Origin of the sequence: Pseudoalteromonas sp. SR41-7, assembly GCF_014163935.1 — a bacterium.
Classification (GTDB): domain Bacteria; phylum Pseudomonadota; class Gammaproteobacteria; order Enterobacterales; family Alteromonadaceae; genus Pseudoalteromonas; species Pseudoalteromonas distincta.
Genome location: NZ_JACJEF010000005.1, coordinates 133,985 through 151,865, shown reverse-complemented (window position 1 = coordinate 151,865; position 17,881 = coordinate 133,985). Strand labels below are relative to the sequence as shown.

Sequence of the window (17,881 nt, the reverse complement as noted above, 5' to 3'; positions counted from 1 at the left end):
TAATATTTTTAAAGCTTTAGTAATTGCGCCGCTGACGCAATAGCGACTTCTAAAGAATGCATTTTAAACGGTTTTGAAATAAACATATCCATACCAGCTTGTTTGCACGCTAATTTATCTTGCGATGAAGTATTGGCTGTAAGGGCAACAATATAGGTTGAATCGTGCGGACAGATACTTTTTGATCGCAGTTGTTTTGTAGCCTCAAAACCATCGAGTATAGGCATAATACAATCCATAAAAATAAGATCGTAATGCTTTTGCTCGCATTTAAATATGGCATCTTGCCCATCTACTGCAAAGTCTGGCTTTATATTGAGTTTATTAAGCGACGCATCAAGAACTAGCCTGTTTATGTCGTTGTCATCCACCACTAAAACAGAAAGCTTAGAAGCGTTAATGTTTATTTTTGATAGCGGATTTAGCTCTACTTTTTGCTCTTTACCTAGCTCTATAGGGATACTTAGCGAAAAAGTAGTTCCCTGATTAACTTTACTACTGACCTTGATTGTTCCACCCATGTACTCAACAAGTTCTTTAACTATTGCGAGGCCAAGTCCTGTGCCTCCTTTACTGTTTTTAGCATCTACTTCTTGAGTAAAAGGGGAGAATAAAGATTCAAGAAATTGGCTAGTCATGCCTCTTCCCGTATCGGCGACTTTAATGTTTAGCGTTAATTTATTATTGTTATTAATCACAGACGTGTGCAGTTTTACACAACCACGCTCAGTAAATTTTAACGCATTACTTAATAAGTTGGAGGTAATTTGACTTAGGCGTGTGTTATCGCAATATGCCCAGCAGCTATCAGAAATTTCATTTTTTACTTCTAGTTCTACATTGCTGTTTTTAAATAACGGGGTGTACAAAGAAATGAGATCAGTAAATGTTGTATTTAATAAAACATCCGTGGGTTCTAGTTTTAACTCACCGTGGTTAATTTTAGAAAAATCGAGTACTTCGTTTATTATGCTCAAGAGTATATCTGCGCTACGCAGCGCGACTTTTATTTTTTCGGTTCTCTTTTGTTCGTTATGTTCATCTATTAACGTAGTAAGCATGCCCGTAATACCATTTAGCGGTGTTCTAAGTTCGTGGCTTATTTTTGCAAAAAGCATGCTTCTATCTTCGAGTAATCGCTCGGCTTGTTCTTGTTTATTTTTAAGCTCTTCTCTTAAAGCCACTGCTTCGGTAATATTTTGAAAGGTACCAAACAAACGTACACAGGTATCACCGTCAAATTCGGCTTCACCAAATGTAGATACCCAAATGGTCTGATTTTTGGCTGTAATAATTTCAAGCTCTAGATGCCACTTTTCTCCGTGTTGTATAGCAAGCTCAACTGCTTTACTTATTTCGTCTCTGCTTGTACCTTCTTTATAAAAGTTAACTGCAGATTCAATTTCAGGCTGATAGTTTTCATCAACTTGATGGATTTGTTTAGTTTGCTGACTCCAATAAATTTTATTATTAGTAAGGTCAACTTCCCACGTGCCTATATTTGCTATGCTTTCTAGTTTTAATAAGCTATTGCTGTTTTTTATTAATTTTTCTTTAGTGATGCTGCGAGCTAGTTCTGCCCCTAACCACTGCGCAAATAGCTCAATATAGTCGTAGGCGGCATCTGTAAATACTGGAGATTGATTGGCAGAAGAAAAATTTACAGTTCCAAATATATCGGTACCTATTTTAATAGGTGCCCCAATATATGACTCAAGTTTAAAGTTTGCATAGCAAGGATGGTCAGCAATTGCGCTTTGTGAGACGTTATGAAATGCAAGTGCAGAACCCGCAGTAAGAGTGTGTACACAATAGGTGCCATCTAAATCAAATTGAGTACCTATTTCTAATGCATTATCTGGCGTAATGGCATGTAGCACGGTATAGCAGTTTTTCTCGACCTTACTAATAATAGCTAAATCAAGGTTAAACACTTTAAGTCCAAATGCTAGTAGCTGATGGGTTTTTTCATCAAAGTCTAAGCTTTGGTTAGATACTATGTCGTGAAATTGCCTAAGAAAATTCAATAGTAAATATCCTGTTGGTTTTAGAACTGAGTCTATAGCTTGATAAAGCACTAGTTTAACAAAAAAATTAAATATATTTAGTTAATTATTACTTTATATAAACTTTCTCTAATTAAGCACAACTGATTTAAACACAAACTGCGAGTAAGTTGCTCGCAGCTTATTGTGTATATTAGTAGGTTGAGTTTGGTGTGTACTCAGGGTTGATATCGCCGTCTACTTCCTCTGGGTCAACATCGTTAATAAGCAGTGTTTCACGTACAGCTTCAATGTGATCAAGTACGCTTTGGTAGCGCTCGCCATATTCATACTTTGTCACTTCAATCGCTTTAGGCATGTAAGTAAAAGCTATTTTTAGGGCGTGGAGTGCTTCTTCGTTTATTTTTTCGCTCATAGTGTTCTCTTATGTGTAGGCTATAGCTAACCTGAGTTCTGAATAATAAATCTATCTCAAGCAGCTTTTTTAGTGCTAACTGCGTTGAATTTCCTTGCAATAGACCAGCTATTGACGCGTAAATTTGCCTTGTTTTCACCAAAAATTTCTAGCTAGAGAGAGACAGACTTAAATATCGTTATTATTTACAGTGTTTTTAAATCTCTTAACCAGAATTTAGGTTAGTTAGTAAAATAACACCAAATACGATTCGGTAAAGACCAAAACTAACAAAAGTGAAATTTTCTAGAAAGCGTATGAATAGTTTAATAGTAAAATAAGCAACTATAAAAGACGTTAAAAAACCTACAGCAAGGGCAGTTAGGTCATCTAAGCTAAACAGTTGGTAATGTTTAAGTAAGTCGTACCCTGAGGCTGCTGCAAGTACAGGTAAACCAAGTAAAAATGAAAATTCAGCGCTGGTTTTTCGGTTTAAACCACACAACATGGCACCAACAATAGAGCTCCCAGCACGACTAGTCCCCGGAATTAACGCAAATACCTGTGCTACGCCAATCCAAAGTGCTTGTTTATAAGTAACTTGGGTTACATCGGTAGTTGTGCAGTGAGCCTCTTTATAACTGCGCTCTAATAGTAAAAAGATCACACCGCCTACAATAAACATAACACCTACTACTGGTACGCTAAACAGTGTTTTTATTACATCACTAAATATAAAACCAATAATACCCAAAGGAATAAATGCAATGGCAACTTTCACCCATAAATTGAAATATTTAGGGCTAAACTTGTCTTTATAGTTGGCTAGTACCGCCAAAATGGCGGCAAGTTGGATAATGACTTCGAAGGCGAGGTTAGTGTCTGTTGATTCAATGCCTAACCACTTTGACGCTACAATTAAGTGCCCAGTTGATGATATGGGTAAAAATTCTGTTATACCTTCAATAATACCTAAAATAATCGCGTTAATTATATCCACGGTTTACTGCTTCCTGAAAAATTAAAAAGCCCGAACTCGGCTTAACTGAAATGACGCATTACTGCGTACCTAAATTGCGAGGCGTAGCATAAAAGCTCTTAAAGCAAACCAACAGTATTTTTAGACTTAATGTGTTTAATAAATTGCATTAAGTGTTAAATGCACAATATAATAACAATTGTTATCATTTGCATATGATGTTTTGTATATGTTTGGGCAAATTTAATGAGCGAATAATGAATAATAAAAAAACGTTTACAGCTACACGGCGAAGGCACCTAATTGCATGTGTGCTAGCGCTAATTACTGCGGTAATAATGATTCCGGGTATGACAACTTATTTACCGTTTCAAATGAATGAACAAATATTACTGCCTATTTTACTCTTTCCTGTTATTTGGACTGCGTTGTTTATTTATGCGTATTTGGCGCAAAAGGTATGGCAACCGTTTGTTGTAATGTTTGCACTGTGTGTATTACATGGTTTATTGAGTTTTTGGGCATTAACGCAGGGGCAGGGATGAAGTCGATTACTTTAAAAAAGCTATTTTTATTACATAGCTGGGTAGGAATTATTACTGCTGTACTGCTATTTATTGTTGCATTTAGTGGGGCGTTAGCAGTGCTGTCGCGACCTGAGTTAAAAATATGGGCAAATCCAGAGCTACAATCTAGCCAACACGTTGCCAGCGCGCAAATTAATCGACTAGTAAACGAATACCATAAACAGGTGCCTAGTGAATTTGGCGAAAACATTCATGTGTTTTTACCAAGTGGACATAACTTTCATTTATTAACGTTGGTATTTGAATCCCACCATGGCGATGAAAACTATGACCAAGAGGTGGCCAGAGTATTTCAATTTCATCCCAATACATTGGCGCTGGAAAATACTTACTATGGGCCTAGTAAAGAATTTTACGCTAATAAAAAAACGGATGCGCCAACTTATATAGGTGAGTTTCATGCAGATTTGCATTTAGGGCGACCAATTGGGTTAATACTCACTGGTTTTTTAGGTTTAACACTTTTAGTAAGTGCAGTGACAGGCTTGTTTATTCATCGTAAATTGATAAAAGAGCTCTTTACGTTTAGGCGAGATAAAGGATTAGATATTGCAGTAAGCGATGCTCATAAGGTCATAGGTATTTGGGGCAGCGTATTTAATATTGTAATTGGTTTTACAGGATCATTTTTAGGGCTTGCGACCGTTATTTTATTACCAGCAGCTGCGTTTGTGAGCTTTGGTGGCGATCAAGATAAGTTAATAGAAACGTTTACCGCTATTCCTGAGCCGGTAGTTAGCCACATTAAGCAACCTACAAAAATAGACACTATTTTAGACAATGCTCATAGTCTTTACCCTGAAGCAATAATTAGGGATGTCACAATAATGGCGCATAACGATGCGAATGCGCAGGTGTATTTGCGTTTGTTAGGTGGCGAGGCTGTTGCTTCTCAATTACTGCATTATAAAGGCAATGGTGAGTTTGTGCAGTCGATGAGTAGTTTTGGTGATATTTCAGGTGTTTCGATAAAAGTAATTGAGTTGATGTTTCCGCTGCACTTTGGGAACTTTGCAGGGGTGTTTGTAAAATTACTTTGGGTATTGCTTGGCTTAAGTACTGCGCTTTTACCTATTTCGGGCATGATGATGTGGCTAGCAAAGCGTACACGTGGCAGTAGCCCGTCGCTGAGTGTGCAGGCATATGCACGCTGGAATCGTTTTATTATTGGTAGTTGTGGAGGCTTGGTATTAGCAAGCTTTGTGTTATTTCCTTTGCAAGTTGTACTTAATTATACCGTTATTGGTGTGGCGCAAAATAGCTTTTTTGGACCCGTGTTTTTTTATACGTGGTTGGCATGGTTACTCTTAAGTGTATTGCCTATAGGTTATAAAAACTATTTTAAGCTGACTCTTTTGCTATGCGGCGCTTCGCTTGCTTTGGTGCTGCCGCTCAATATTATATTTGGCGTGAGCAATGTTATTAACCTTAATAGCTCGCTTGTCGCGATAGTAGATATAAGTTTTATGGTGGTGGGTATCGCGTGTATTTTTGGTGCCTTAAAAATAAAAAACACACAAAAATTACAAGCAGAGGTACAACCCGCATGAACGAACTACTAATTATAATTGCCATGGTAAGTCTATTATTAATGATGCTTAATATACGCAACAACACACTCACAATACCCACTAAAGCTTTTTTATGTACACTGCTATTTAGTTTAGCGCTGATATGCTTTATGAGTGTTTATGGTATTTTAGGCGGTGCAATATGCACCGTTGTAGGAGCTATGTTAGCAGGGTTACTAACTGCAGTTATTGCGGGTAAAGCGCCGCAATTATTAGGGTAAAAAATGCAGTTATTTAGCTAAAAAGGCCTTAGCAGCATCAACTCCCATATTGTAACCACTATTAAGTATTTCAAACTTTTTAGTGGTTCGGCCAACTTTAAAATTAGCTGGTGGAGCAATAATATTGATTTTGCAGTCATTTGGTGGATTCATAATAAAATCGATAGACTTATTATAAAAATCAGCCCTATCTAAGGTCGCTTGAACTAATGCAGGATAGTTTTTATACATTTTTTTAGTAAGCCAAGGTGCCTTACTTAGCTTTTTACGATAGCCTAAACATTGAGACAAAATAACAGTTATTTCGCGAGCGCCCATTTCGTAAGCTTTTATTACCGGAATTGAATCTGCAACACCGCCATCGGTCATCGCTATGCCATTAATAATAGGGTAGTCACGATATGCAATGGGTATAGCGCATGATGCTTTTAATTGATGCACCATATCGGCGCTGGTGGCTTTTAAATAGTGTGCTTTGCCTGATTCGATTGCCGTAGATACAATATAAAACTCTTGTGGAGTTTGTTCGAATACCTCTGTATGAAGGCGTATTTCGCGAATTGTTTCTTGCCATAACCAATCTAAATCAAATAAATGACCACCTTTAATAAAGCGCGCTAAATTAATAAATTCAGGACGGCATGAATAGTCGGTAATCACTTTATAATTTCGCATTGGTTGTTTGCATAAAAATGCGGCTATATTAGTTGCTCCGGCTGAAACACCAAAATAGCGTTCAAATGGCTGGTATTGCTGTTTTAAAAACTCATCAAGCACACCAGCGGCAAATATACCGCGCATTGCACCGCCTTCAACGACGAGTGTGTTTTTATTATTGTTGTTCATGGCCAATCCTTTTTATGAAATTTGATGTTATCAACTCAGTCTAAAAAATGCGATAGAGATTACTGAAGATGATAAAAAATTAAAGCCGGGTACACATCGCGAAACTCACTGCTTTCTGGTAAGGTTTAGTATTACAAGGCTTTGTTAATAATAAAGAATAACTACTTATGTTTGATCCTAGCGTAACCATTTTTGAAAGCACACAGAGTCAGCTTGCAGAAAGTCCTCTTTGGCATCCTATGCTGAACACTTTTTTTTGGGTCGATATAAATAAAAAATTACTTTTAAGCAAAAATATACACAGCAAAAGCCAACTAAAAACCGTGAATATGCCCGATACGCTCAGTGCAATAGCGTGGATTGATGAGCAGCACTTATTGCTAGGGACAAGTACTGGTATATACAAATACCATATTAATTCAAGCACTCGCCATCTTATTCTTAATATTGAAAATACACAGCTAAATCGACGTTCAAACGACGGCCGTGCTGATCCATGGGGTGGCTTTTGGTTAAGTACAATGGATGTAAATGCTAAAAAAGGGGATGGTAAAATATACCGTTATTATAAAAACCAGCTTAAAGCCGTTGTAAGTGGTTTGAGTATCCCAAATGGATTGTGTTTTGATAAGTCCCGTTTACGCGGTTATTACTGCGACTCTTTAACGAGTTGTATTTATGTATTAGATTTGGATGAGAAAACTGGTGAGCCTTGCGCTGAGCCACGTGTTTTTTATCAATTTAATAATACTGATGTTGACCCCGATGGCTGCGTAACCGATAAATTAGGCAATTTGTGGCTAGCTGTTTGGGGAATGGGATGTGCTATGTGTTTATCCCCAAGCGGTGAGCTAATTAAAACAATAGAGCTTTGTGCATTAAAACCGACGTGCACCGCCTTCGGTGGTGAAAATGCTGAGTTACTACTTGTGACATCGGCATTTGATGAAGCGATTAATAATACTGTTGGTGAACAAGGCGCTGTATTTCAGATCTCCGGTATAAAAAACGGGCAGTTTGAGCCGCCCGTTTTACTGTAACTTGTAATTTTCAGTGATGATTAGCTTTTAGGCGTAACCCACATAACACCCACTTCTTTTTTAGTTACTAAAACCTCAGTACCGGCGATAATTGGTTGCTCACTTTCAACGCATTACTTAACTTACTACGCGTAAATCACTGAGTAGTTGTATTGTTTATAATTTCAGGTGTATGGACTATCACTACAGCAAACTTTAAAGCACTAAAACTCACTGCAGTGCGGCTCTTTAGTCGGTTTTTAAAAACTAGCTATTTTATTTCTACCTGTTTCTTTTGCGTTATAAAGGGCTATGTCGGCGTTAGTTATAACCTCTTTGGGTTTTGTTTTGTGATTGGGTATGAAACTATAAAACCCAATGCTTAAAGTGAGGTATTTACTGACAGTTGAAAAGTTATGTTCAATTGCGAGTTCTGCGATTTTTTCCTGAATAAGAACAGCAAACCTTTGACAGTGTTCTGTGTCGACTGCAGGTAAAACTATCGCAAATTCTTCACCCCCGAAACGAGCTGCTAGATCACCTTCGCGTTTACAAATATAGTGTAGCGCTTTGGCCACTCGCTTTAGCACTTCATCGCCAAGCTGATGCCCATAGTTATCGTTATAACGCTTAAAAAAATCAATATCACACATAATTAAACTGATAGATTCTTTATTACGTGCACAACGCTTAATTTCGCATTTTAAAGTCTGATCAAAACAACGTCTATTAGCAATGTTTGTAAGGCCATCCGTATTGACTTGTTTATTGAGTTTTTGGTTGGCGTTAATGAGTTGCTGCTGAGTTTGTTGAAGCTCTTGCTTATAATTTAAATTTTTGAAAGCATTAGCAAGCATTTCACCTACTAACCTTAGGCGAATAAGGTCTAAATCTGTCCAGTCTTGCTTTTGAATTACACAATCACAGCCAATAAAGCCAACCAGTTCTTTGTCATAGCGTAAACCAATGCAAAGTACCGATTTTATTTCTTGTCGTTGGAAAATCGTTTTTTCGCTCATTGCTTGAATGGGGAGCAAAGATACATCATTCACTCTGAATAAATGGGTACGGGCCATCGAACTAAAAAAATAAGGGAGGTCGCTTTTTAAAAGGTTTTGTAAGTCGTCTTTAAAAGCTTTGATACCATCATTGACCCATTCGTGAGTGTTATTAATAGTTTTACCATCTTCGGCAAACTTAAAAAGATAACTCCTATCGGCATTGCAAACCGTACCGACTGCTTTTAATGCATAGTTAATATGCTTATCAACATCGTCATTTTGAATATCAATTAAGTCAGTTGAGATGTTCGATATAATATTATCAAAATCATATTGTTCATCCACGTTGTTATTTAATATATCGATAATAATAATGGAGTTTGAATTAGGTAAATTTGCAAATTTTACGTTGAGTAGCAATTTGGATGATTGTTTCGATAAAATAAACTGGCATTGGTTATTTGCCGTAAAATAATCAAAGAATAGCTCCTCGATCAACAGATTTTTTTTACTGTGATGATTGGTTAAAGTGATGTGTGAAAAATCAGTTTTATAAAAATGTGATTGGTCTTTTAAGTCAAACAAGTCCTGTGCCTGGCTGTTAACTTTAAATATATCTTCATTGGCATCATAAAGTAATACACAAAACGGCAATAACTCCAAGTTTTGCCATGCTTCTTCTGATAGGTTATTACTCACTCAACTCTCCATGTGTCCAAGCCATAATTAAATTCTTTTTCTTTACTAACTATTAGCACATTTTTTTTGATTTACTAAGTTTTTAGTGCGTTTGCGGGCAGTACGTATTATAATTGATACTGTATATCATTACCCATTTCTACTCTAAGCCATCTTTGGCTTATTTGCACTTTAAGTATAGGTTATTCAAGCATTTCATGACAGAAATCACTACACACCAAGCTTCTCGTCGTCGGTTACTCATTGCGCTAGCAATTACGTGTTCGTTTATGGTAATTCAGGTTATAGGTGCTTATTATTCTAATTCGCTTGCTGTTCTTGCTGATGCGGGGCATTTGTTTGTTCACAATAGCTCGTTATTCATCGCACTGATAGCATCAAGTCTCGCTATTCATTTTGCCAAAACCTATAACGATGGCCATCAACGAGCAGAGCTTTTTGGTGGCCTAGTGAACGGGTTTTTATACCTAGCAATCAGTTTAATTATTTTGTATGAAGGTGGTGAGCGCTATATACACCAACATGAAGGAAATGAGCTGGCTATCAATAGTTATTTAATGTCGGTTATTGCTGCTATTGGTTTTTTATTTCATGGGGCTGCTGCATGGGTTTTATATAAAGGCCGCAAAGCGAGTATTAATGTGTACGCGGTATTTTTACATTCATTCTTTGATCTGATTTCTACCGTCTCGACATTTGTTGCCGGTATTCTTATATATTTTACAGGCTGGGTTGTAATCGATATTTTATCGAGTATGTTAATTGCTTCTTTCGTATTATTCACCGGTATTAAGGTCATAATTAGTTGTATAAAAGGTTTACGCCTAAATAAAGCGAAACTTCCTAAAGTTACTGATATTGAAAGTAAAATTACAGATATGGAACATGTTCATAATGTCCATAATGTCACTGTAACGCGCAAATATAATGGTATTGTAGTAGGCGCACACGTTGTCCTTAAACAACATTGTACGATTGAAAAACATGATGAAGCGTGTCGTATGAAAGTAGAGCAATTATTAGCCGAAAAATTTAATGTACGTAATAGTGTATTACAAATTGAAAGCCATGAATGCCATCATATCCATTAATAGCATCTAATTAATATAAAAGCGTGTAATAATGATTAGCACGCTTTTAATGTTTCAAATCAAATCAAATCAAATCAAATCAAATCAATGATATTGCTAAAACAATCGCTTTTACGTAAGTCTTTAGCATTCATTGGTTTTGCAAAGTAATAACCCTGTAATACATGGCAGCCAACCTCGGCTAAAAAGAGCATCTGTTCGCGCGTTTCTACTCCTTCTGCAATGCAGTATAGATCTAAGTTTTCTGCCAATGAAAAAATAGTTTTAATAATTGATTCATCTCCCTTATCTATACCAATACTATTTACAAAGCTTTGATCTATCTTAATAACATTAATAGGGAATTGGCTTAAGTAGGTGAGTGATGAGTATCCTGTACCAAAATCGTCAAGCAGTAATTTAAACCCAGCAGCTTTTAGGTTTTGCAGCTGTTTGGCTGCTTTAAGCTTATCTTCTAATAAAATACTCTCTGTTATTTCGAGCCTTAATTGTCTTGGATGAACTTGAGAGTCCGCTAATATAGCCATTAACCGCTGTGTTATGTTTGTTTTTAAAATGTGTTTAGGCGATAAGTTTAAAGATATATAAAACAACGGGTTTTCGCTGAGTATAGGCGCAAGTTCAATTAGTGAACGGTGCAAGGCTTGCTCAGTAAGAAGTTCTATTAAACCGGTTTCCTCAGCTACAGGAATAAAAAGAGCTGGAGATATTAACTGGCCTTCATTTTTCCAGCGCATGAGTAACTCCACGCCATTTATTGTTTTTTCTTCTATGTCGATAATAGGCTGGTAGTGATTAAAAAATCGGTTGTCTTTTACTGCATCTTTTAAATCATTTTCAAGCAGTAACTTTTGTTTTATTAGCTCATTCATTTCATCGCTAAAAAACTTAAAGTCGTTTCTCCCGCCTTGCTTAGCGTGCATCATTGCAACATCGGCATTACGGATGAGTATATCTGTGGTTACAGCATCGAATGGGTATAGAGCTACGCCAATACTTGCTGAGATATTAATAGAGAAGTCTTCAATAATTACTTTATTAGCTAATTCATTACTAATTTTTCTTACGTTATCGCGAAGAGATTGGAGTGATTTTATATTTTGAATCAGCACTAAAAATTCATCACCACTTTGGCGGCCAAGTATAGCGTTTTCGCTAAGCATACCGCTTACTCTTTGGGTAATATTACATAACAACATGTCACCCACTGCATGCCCAAAAGAGTCATTAACAGGTTTGAACTTATCTAAATCAATAAATAATAATGCGCATTGGGTATTGTTTTTATCGGCATATTTAATCGCCTTTTCAATGTTTTGATACATTAAACTACGATTAGGTAGGTGCGTTAGAGGGTCAAAATTAGCCAAATAGCGCAGTTCGTTTTCAGCACGTTTTTGTTCAGTTAAATCTGTAATAACAATCACATAGTAACTTGCAGTGTCTTTTGTTACAGCTGTGGCACTTATATGTATTGGGTGTTCATTATTTCTTGCTGTTTTTATATAAACATCACTTTGCCAGTTTTCAGTTGGTTTTAATTTTTTTAAAATACTAGCAAACTCTCTGCACTTATCTTTACCAATTGCTTTAATAAACAATTTAGGGCTAATTTTGGTGGCCGTTTGCTCGTTTGAAAATGTTTCAATAAAACTATTGTTCGCAGAAAATGGCATTAAACGCTTATCGAGTATAAGTAACCAATCGTTTATTTGGCTAAACGCTTCACCTAAAATTTTTGCTTGTTGCTCATTAGCTCGTTGCTCGGTGATATTGGTATATATGCCAGAAACATATAGAGGCTCATTTGTTTGAGGATCGTATATAACTTGCCCTGTATCTTGATACCAGAGCCAATGGCCATTTTTATGCTGTAAACGGTAAGTTGCTTGCCAGTTTTGTTGTTTTTTGTACTTGAAGTAGTTTTCCCATTGGTTTTCAAAACGACGTCGATCGTCTGGGTGTATCAACGCTAAAAATTGATCTATATGCACGCGTTCTGGTAAGTCTGTATAGCCCAATTCACTTCCTCTGAGCGTATTTACGGAAGCGTCTTTAAAGTTATAATCCCATACGCCGCTTTTATTATTTTTAAGCGCGAGTTCTGTTTGCTTTTGCGAGTGAATAGTCGCTCTATGGGCTTGTTCAATTGCTACTCGGCGGCTGCGATACTGCCAAAAAATAAAAAATAACACCCCAAGAATTAAAATAATGTAGGCGGCTATAGCAATGGGCGATCTCCAAGGAGCATACGCCACGTTGATATTAAGTGTTGTAGGCTCGCTTGTAATAATACCATCACGATTATGTGCTGATATTTTTAGTGAGTAATTACCAGGTTGAAGCTTTGTGAAAAACACTTGATTAGATTGTAAATCTTCATATGTTAGAGACGTAGGCCCTAAAAGGATTACTTTATAATATGCTTTATCAATATTAGGGTAAGAGAAGTTAGAAAAGCTAACCGTCAATCCCATGTCTTCATAATTTAATTCAAGTGGTTTGCTAAGGTATTTATGAGGATTGTAATTGAGTTCCCTAGTAAGGAGGCTAATATCAGTAATGGCTAGATTACTTTTTTGTAGTTGTTCTTTTTCATTAAAGTCTAACGGATTAAAAAGTAAGGCTCCAGCATTACTGCCGAACATAAGCCTGCCATCGCTTAGTGTTGCTGCCGCTATTGGTGTAAATTGGTTTATATTCAAACCGTCTTTTACTGAAAAACTCACTACATTGAGTGTATCTAGGTCTATTTGATACAGACCATTGTCGGTACTTGCCCATAAAAAGCCGTTTTCATCAGGAAGTAGTGAATAGATAGAATCAGTATTAAACGAATTTTTTAATCCTATATAGTGCTTTCTTTCATAAGTAACGGGGTCAACGCCGAGCAAACCTTCGTGAGTGGTTGCTAACCATAAAATGTTTCGTTTTGAGTCTAAGTAAAAGTTTTCTACAGTGTAAAAAATATCTTCTTTAGGATTAAAAGACTGAAATATAGTCGTTAAAGTTTTCGTTTTTTCGTTGTACCTAAGGAAGCTTTTTGATGTGCCAAGTACAAACTCTTCAGGATGTGTGTCGAGGTGTTTATAAAAAGCGTAAGAAAATAAAGGATCGACTTGCTCTTTGAGCCCCTTAATAATTCTTGTTTTTCCTGTTGTTTCATTAAAAACATAAAAATTATCATCCGACATAAATGCATATGTGTCTGCAGATAACTGGGCAAAGCCAAATAAGTTGGATTGGTTAATTACATCTTTGTCTGTGTCTTTATTTTCAATAATTTTACCCGTTTGTTTATCAAACAGTTTAAAGCCATCGAAAGTAACAAGCCAAAGGAATTGATTATCACCAATTGAAGACGCAAAAATATCATAAACGGCAGATGCCCCGTATATTGCTTTTGAGTCGGTTGAGCTTAGATATACATCACTTTTATTTGTTGCTTTGTCGTACCGTGCAATTCCATCTTCTGTTCCTAACCAAATAATATTATTTTTGTCTTGGTAGGTGGCATGAATAGTATTGTTACCGGGTAAAGTAATGTGTTTAAAGCGTCGGGTTTTAATTGGCCATGTAAACACGCCCTGGGTTCTAGATGCGAGCCAAAGTACGCCGGACTTATCAACCATTAGATCGTTTATTGAGTTTTCATTAATATTAAACTTACTTTTTTCATAATTTAATACGAATTCTAGTTCTTTGGTTTCGCGGTGATAACTGAACAATCCACTTTCGGTTGCTACAAACTCCCCGTAAACAGTATTGGCATAATCCCATATATTATAATCAGGGATTAAAGTTGTAATATTTGCTGCAGATATATTTTTGGTATTATCGAATGCTAATTGATACATGCCTTCAACAGTACCAACAAGTAATCCTAATTCATTATCAACACTTAAGAATTTGACGTTTACATTATCTATCGTATTTTTTTCAGGGGGATGAAGAGGTATTTTTACAAGTTCTGAATTATCTATATTTGCAGTGTATAAACCATCATTTGTACCAATATATAAAGTGTTTTTATATATTGTTAATGACCGAATGTAGTCACCTTTATTTGGCAGGATTAGCTTAAATGTGAAGCGTTTACTCGTCTCATCAAATGTATATATTTGGGCATCTATGGCGAAGTAAAAAGTACCTTGTTGCTGAGTTATTGCAGAGATCGGAGAGAACATTTTTTGTTCTTTATCTATTTGACCAGAATAGATTTTTTCGGTTTTTAAAGTGAGGGGATCTATTATATAGGCACCAGAAAGATCTGTTGAGACAATGATTTTTCCGTCTTCGGCTTTAAATAATGCATAAATATAGTGTTTATCCAGGCCAAAGCCGCCACTAAAAGTTTTTACATTATATCCATCAAAACGGTTTAAACCCTGTTGGGTTGCTATCCAAATATAACCAATATCATCCTCTTGAGTCTGCAAAACGTAACTTTGTGATAGGCCTTCGTCAGTAGAAATTCGTTGTAATTGCTGAGCATAGTTTTGTGATGCAAAAGTGCTTTGGATGCATAGTAAAAAAGTAATGGTGATATGAAAAAAAAATTTGCTCAAACGCACTTATAAACACTCTCAGTGGAAGATAGGATGATGCTTAGCTAGATAGTAAATATAGCATAAGTTTTTATTTTTTAATTACAAATAATATACATAACGCTAAAAGTTCTATTTTTAAATAGTGAGCTACTCTATACAGATAATAGTAAATGCTTATAAGGAGAGTATAGTGCTTTTCTCTAATATTGATGCAAAAAACAGCGTGTTATTAGTTATAGACTTACAAGAGTTGCTTGCTCCTGCAATTAAAGATTTTCCGAATATTTTAAAAAGCACATTGCAGTTAGCTCAAGCGGGTATTATTCATGGCGTTCCATGTTTAGTAACGGAGCAATATGTGAAAGGTTTGGGCGAGACTAATCAGCAAATTAAAAATACGTTACCTAATGCCATGTATTTTCATAAAACGTACTTTAGTGCGTGTGCAGAGCCTGGTTTTGTTGATACGTTAAAAAGCCATGGTAAAAAGCAAGTTGTTGTTGTGGGCACTGAAGCACATGTGTGTGTTTTACAAACATGCTTAGATTTAATAGAAAATGACTTTGAAGTTATTATTGTTTACGACGGAGTTGGTTCGAGAAACCCGCAACATAAAAATTTGGCGATTCAGCAGCTACGTCAAGCTGGAGCTGTAATTTCATGCGCTGAAATAGTTATTTTTCAATGGACAAAAAAAGCTGCAACGCCTACGTTTAAGAAAATACTGCCTATAATTAAGTAGACCACATGTATATAATATAAATCAAATGTATTACTTTTTGATGTGTCGGTAGTTTATTATTGTGTTCAGTGAACTGAAACTCGTTTTTACACGTATATTGCAGACTGCTTTATAAAACAACAATGCAAACAACAATTTTAAGGCTTTTATGTCTAGTATTGGCCGGTTATTTATAATTATTTTCAGTCTTTTGTTTGTCGAGTCTATCGCTATAGGCTTGTATTTCGACACATTAGCGCAGGCTTTTATGATAGGTTTGCCATTGTGTTTATTACCTATATGGCTTTTAAAAACACAAGGTGATAGCCCTATTATCCCCCATGTGGTAGCTGCCGCCATAATGATGTTTTCTTTTTTGCACATACAACAAACTTTTGGGCTGATTGAAGTCCATTTTGAAATATTTATTTTAATGCCCATGTTAATTGTTTTTGTACAGTGGCGAGTGTTTATTACCGCTATTATTTTTGTAGCGGTACATCATTTATCTTTTTATTATTTACAAACTCAAAATACGGGTTTTTACGTATTTGACCCTGATAGACTCGCTTTTACTACGGTGCTAATTCATGCTGGATACGCAATAGTTGAAGTATTAGTTGCAGGCTATATTGCAAAAACGCTGCAACGGGAACGTCGTGCGGGCTTATCTTTAAGTTATGCGACAGAACAAATAATGAAAGATCCTGAAAACATTAAACTCTCTCTTCGCGCGGATGACACTAAAAGCGAAGCTGTAGCAGGATTTAACACATTACTAGATTACTTATCTGATGTTATTAAACAGGTACAAACACAATCAGAATCATTGCAAAAAAACTCACAAGAGCTTATTGATGTACACGATCAGTTAGCGAGTGGTGCGGTTCAACGCACACAACAAACCGATGATATTGCTAATTCTGGCGCTCAAGTTGCCAATGGCTTTAAACTTGTAGAAGAAGAAAGTGAGGTGCTTAAGCGCCAAGTTGACCATATTACACAATCTGCAGGTGATGCATTAAAAGAAGTGCTTCAAACAGACGCTAAAAGTAGAGAGTTGTTAACACTGCTTAACCATACCGAAGAAAAAATAAACCACTTAGTGGCAGCGGGCGATGTTATTTCAGGGCTTCTTAATGAAATATCAGGCATTGCTGAGCAAACAAACCTACTTGCTTTAAATGCCGCTATTGAAGCTGCCCGCGCAGGCGAACACGGTCGAGGTTTTGCTGTTGTTGCTGATGAGGTAAGATCTTTGGCCAACCACAGTAAAGCAACAACAGATAAAATTAGTCTTACATTAAAAGATCTTGTTAATAATAGTAAAACGTCAACGCAATCAATGAGTCAGTGTGTGAGTTTTGTAGTTGATTTAACAAGTATTAGTGCTGCAATGAAAGAAAATATTTCAGCAATGAGCGAGCAAATAGCCGCAGTATCTTCAAGCTCTGACTCAGTTGCACAAGTTGTAGCGGAGCAGGCAGGAAATACCGAGTTAATAGCAAGCAGTACTGATACTATGCGCCAAAATCAGTACCAAGATACGCAAATAGTGCAGCAGTTAACCGCTAAGGTGCAGTTAATCGATGTAAGTATTGATGTATTAGAGCAAAGCATTGCCAAGTTTAAATAAATCTAACTCTTTTGTATTTTCGCTTATAGCTATATGGCTTGTTTGTGTTGTTGCAGGGTTAGTTTATTTTCAGTTAGAGCAACTTAAACCGTTTGATAGCTCAAAAGTTTTATTGCAAAAGCACTGGTTTAATAACTTTAAAAAGCAATTGGACTGGGTTGACACTAATGAAGCGTCGTTAGTGCTTATAACTGAAAAAAATTGCGGGTGCACCATACAGGCTAAACCACATATTTCATCGTTAAGCTCTTTTGCTGCCAATAAAGCTATGAAGGTTGTACAAGTTGAATTAACACCAAAGCTTAAACTTGTTATTCCGGCAACGCCTGCCGCCGTTATTATTAATAAAAACGGTGATTTTGTTTATGCCGGTCCTCTCTCCGAAGGGTTAGCGTGTGCCCAGGGAAGTGGCTTTGTTGAAACTGCGGTCACTAATTTAGCTGCAGGTTTTAACTCAAGCCTCTTAATTACACAAACCAAGGGATGTTATTGTGTAAATAATGCGTAAATAACGTGCAGAAAAAATTAAGGCTCGCACTTAAATCAACAGTTACGAGCTT

At 36.4% G+C, this 17,881-nt stretch carries 14 protein-coding genes; 8 read left to right on the top strand and 6 right to left on the bottom strand.

Going from position 1 to position 17,881, the window contains the following annotated elements:
* Positions 1–8 precede the first annotated feature (8 nt).
* The 3 genes from H5092_RS08645 to H5092_RS08635 form a co-directional block, all read right to left on the bottom strand.
* Complete coding sequence (locus H5092_RS08645; protein ID WP_182711688.1) at positions 9–2,027, bottom strand: ATP-binding protein; 2,019 nt, start codon at positions 2,025–2,027, stop codon at positions 9–11.
* Between the two features lie 172 nt (positions 2,028–2,199).
* Positions 2,200–2,421 carry a hypothetical protein gene (locus tag H5092_RS08640; RefSeq protein WP_002960604.1) on the bottom strand — a complete coding sequence of 74 codons (222 nt, stop codon included), beginning with the start codon at positions 2,419–2,421 and terminating at the stop codon, positions 2,200–2,202.
* Positions 2,422–2,626: 205 nt separating this feature from the next.
* Entirely contained in the window at positions 2,627–3,400 is a 774-nt protein-coding gene (locus tag H5092_RS08635; RefSeq protein ID WP_182692529.1) for an undecaprenyl-diphosphate phosphatase, read from the bottom strand.
* A 236-nt stretch (positions 3,401–3,636) separates the two neighbouring features.
* On the opposite strand from H5092_RS08635, the gene H5092_RS08630 reads away from it, so the two are divergent.
* The 3 genes from H5092_RS08630 to H5092_RS08620 are packed head-to-tail and all read left to right on the top strand — an operon-like array spanning position 3,637 to position 5,758.
* Positions 3,637–3,924 (top strand): hypothetical protein, encoded by a 288-nt coding sequence (locus tag H5092_RS08630; protein WP_182692528.1) that lies wholly within the window; start codon positions 3,637–3,639, stop codon positions 3,922–3,924.
* On the top strand, positions 3,921–5,516 hold the full coding sequence (locus tag H5092_RS08625) for a PepSY domain-containing protein (RefSeq protein ID WP_182733324.1): 1,596 nt from the start codon (positions 3,921–3,923) through the stop codon (positions 5,514–5,516). The genes H5092_RS08630 and H5092_RS08625 overlap by 4 nt, the downstream gene beginning before the upstream one ends.
* Entirely contained in the window at positions 5,513–5,758 is a 246-nt protein-coding gene (locus tag H5092_RS08620) for a hypothetical protein (RefSeq protein WP_182733323.1), read from the top strand. The genes H5092_RS08625 and H5092_RS08620 overlap by 4 nt, the downstream gene beginning before the upstream one ends.
* 9 nt (positions 5,759–5,767) lie before the next feature.
* Here the strand turns inward: H5092_RS08620 and H5092_RS08615 are convergent, their stop codons facing one another.
* Positions 5,768–6,604, bottom strand: a complete 837-nt coding sequence (locus H5092_RS08615; protein WP_182733322.1) for a patatin family protein — start codon at positions 6,602–6,604, stop codon at positions 5,768–5,770.
* Between the two features lie 167 nt (positions 6,605–6,771).
* On the opposite strand from H5092_RS08615, the gene H5092_RS08610 reads away from it, so the two are divergent.
* Complete coding sequence (locus H5092_RS08610) at positions 6,772–7,644, top strand: SMP-30/gluconolactonase/LRE family protein (protein ID WP_182733321.1); 873 nt, start codon at positions 6,772–6,774, stop codon at positions 7,642–7,644.
* A 239-nt stretch (positions 7,645–7,883) separates the two neighbouring features.
* Here the strand turns inward: H5092_RS08610 and H5092_RS08605 are convergent, their stop codons facing one another.
* Positions 7,884–9,323: a diguanylate cyclase domain-containing protein gene (locus tag H5092_RS08605; RefSeq protein ID WP_182724046.1), complete on the bottom strand. Its 1,440-nt coding sequence runs from the start codon at positions 9,321–9,323 to the stop codon at positions 7,884–7,886.
* Between the two features lie 197 nt (positions 9,324–9,520).
* On the opposite strand from H5092_RS08605, the gene H5092_RS08600 reads away from it, so the two are divergent.
* On the top strand, positions 9,521–10,414 hold the full coding sequence (locus H5092_RS08600; protein WP_002960617.1) for a cation diffusion facilitator family transporter: 894 nt from the start codon (positions 9,521–9,523) through the stop codon (positions 10,412–10,414).
* Positions 10,415–10,488: 74 nt separating this feature from the next.
* Here the strand turns inward: H5092_RS08600 and H5092_RS08595 are convergent, their stop codons facing one another.
* On the bottom strand, positions 10,489–14,988 hold the full coding sequence (locus H5092_RS08595) for an EAL domain-containing protein (RefSeq protein ID WP_182733320.1): 4,500 nt from the start codon (positions 14,986–14,988) through the stop codon (positions 10,489–10,491).
* A 166-nt stretch (positions 14,989–15,154) separates the two neighbouring features.
* Here H5092_RS08595 and H5092_RS08590 point away from each other — a divergent pair, with 166 nt between their 5' ends.
* The 3 genes from H5092_RS08590 to H5092_RS08580 all read left to right on the top strand — a co-directional run bounded on the left by H5092_RS08590 (position 15,155) and on the right by H5092_RS08580 (position 17,829).
* Positions 15,155–15,706: an isochorismatase family protein gene (locus tag H5092_RS08590; protein ID WP_182733319.1), complete on the top strand. Its 552-nt coding sequence runs from the start codon at positions 15,155–15,157 to the stop codon at positions 15,704–15,706.
* A 148-nt stretch (positions 15,707–15,854) separates the two neighbouring features.
* Positions 15,855–17,321 carry a methyl-accepting chemotaxis protein gene (locus H5092_RS08585; protein ID WP_182733318.1) on the top strand — a complete coding sequence of 489 codons (1,467 nt, stop codon included), beginning with the start codon at positions 15,855–15,857 and terminating at the stop codon, positions 17,319–17,321.
* Complete coding sequence (locus H5092_RS08580) at positions 17,305–17,829, top strand: DUF6436 domain-containing protein (RefSeq protein ID WP_182733317.1); 525 nt, start codon at positions 17,305–17,307, stop codon at positions 17,827–17,829. Before H5092_RS08585 ends, H5092_RS08580 begins: the two co-directional genes overlap by 17 nt.
* Positions 17,830–17,881: the final 52 nt, after the last annotated feature.

What these genes read in the sequence shown, in the direction of transcription:
- H5092_RS08585 (WP_182733318.1), top strand. Translation starts at nt 15,855, where the DNA reads ATGTCTAGTATTGGCCGGTTATTTATAATTATTTTCAGTCTTTTGTTT.
- H5092_RS08640 (WP_002960604.1), bottom strand. Translation starts at nt 2,421, where the DNA reads ATGAGCGAAAAAATAAACGAAGAAGCACTCCACGCCCTAAAAATAGCT.
- H5092_RS08620 (WP_182733323.1), top strand. Translation starts at nt 5,513, where the DNA reads ATGAACGAACTACTAATTATAATTGCCATGGTAAGTCTATTATTAATG.
- H5092_RS08625 (WP_182733324.1), top strand. Translation starts at nt 3,921, where the DNA reads ATGAAGTCGATTACTTTAAAAAAGCTATTTTTATTACATAGCTGGGTA.
- H5092_RS08610 (WP_182733321.1), top strand. Translation starts at nt 6,772, where the DNA reads ATGTTTGATCCTAGCGTAACCATTTTTGAAAGCACACAGAGTCAGCTT.
- H5092_RS08630 (WP_182692528.1), top strand. Translation starts at nt 3,637, where the DNA reads ATGAATAATAAAAAAACGTTTACAGCTACACGGCGAAGGCACCTAATT.
- H5092_RS08615 (WP_182733322.1), bottom strand. Translation starts at nt 6,604, where the DNA reads ATGAACAACAATAATAAAAACACACTCGTCGTTGAAGGCGGTGCAATG.
- H5092_RS08600 (WP_002960617.1), top strand. Translation starts at nt 9,521, where the DNA reads ATGACAGAAATCACTACACACCAAGCTTCTCGTCGTCGGTTACTCATT.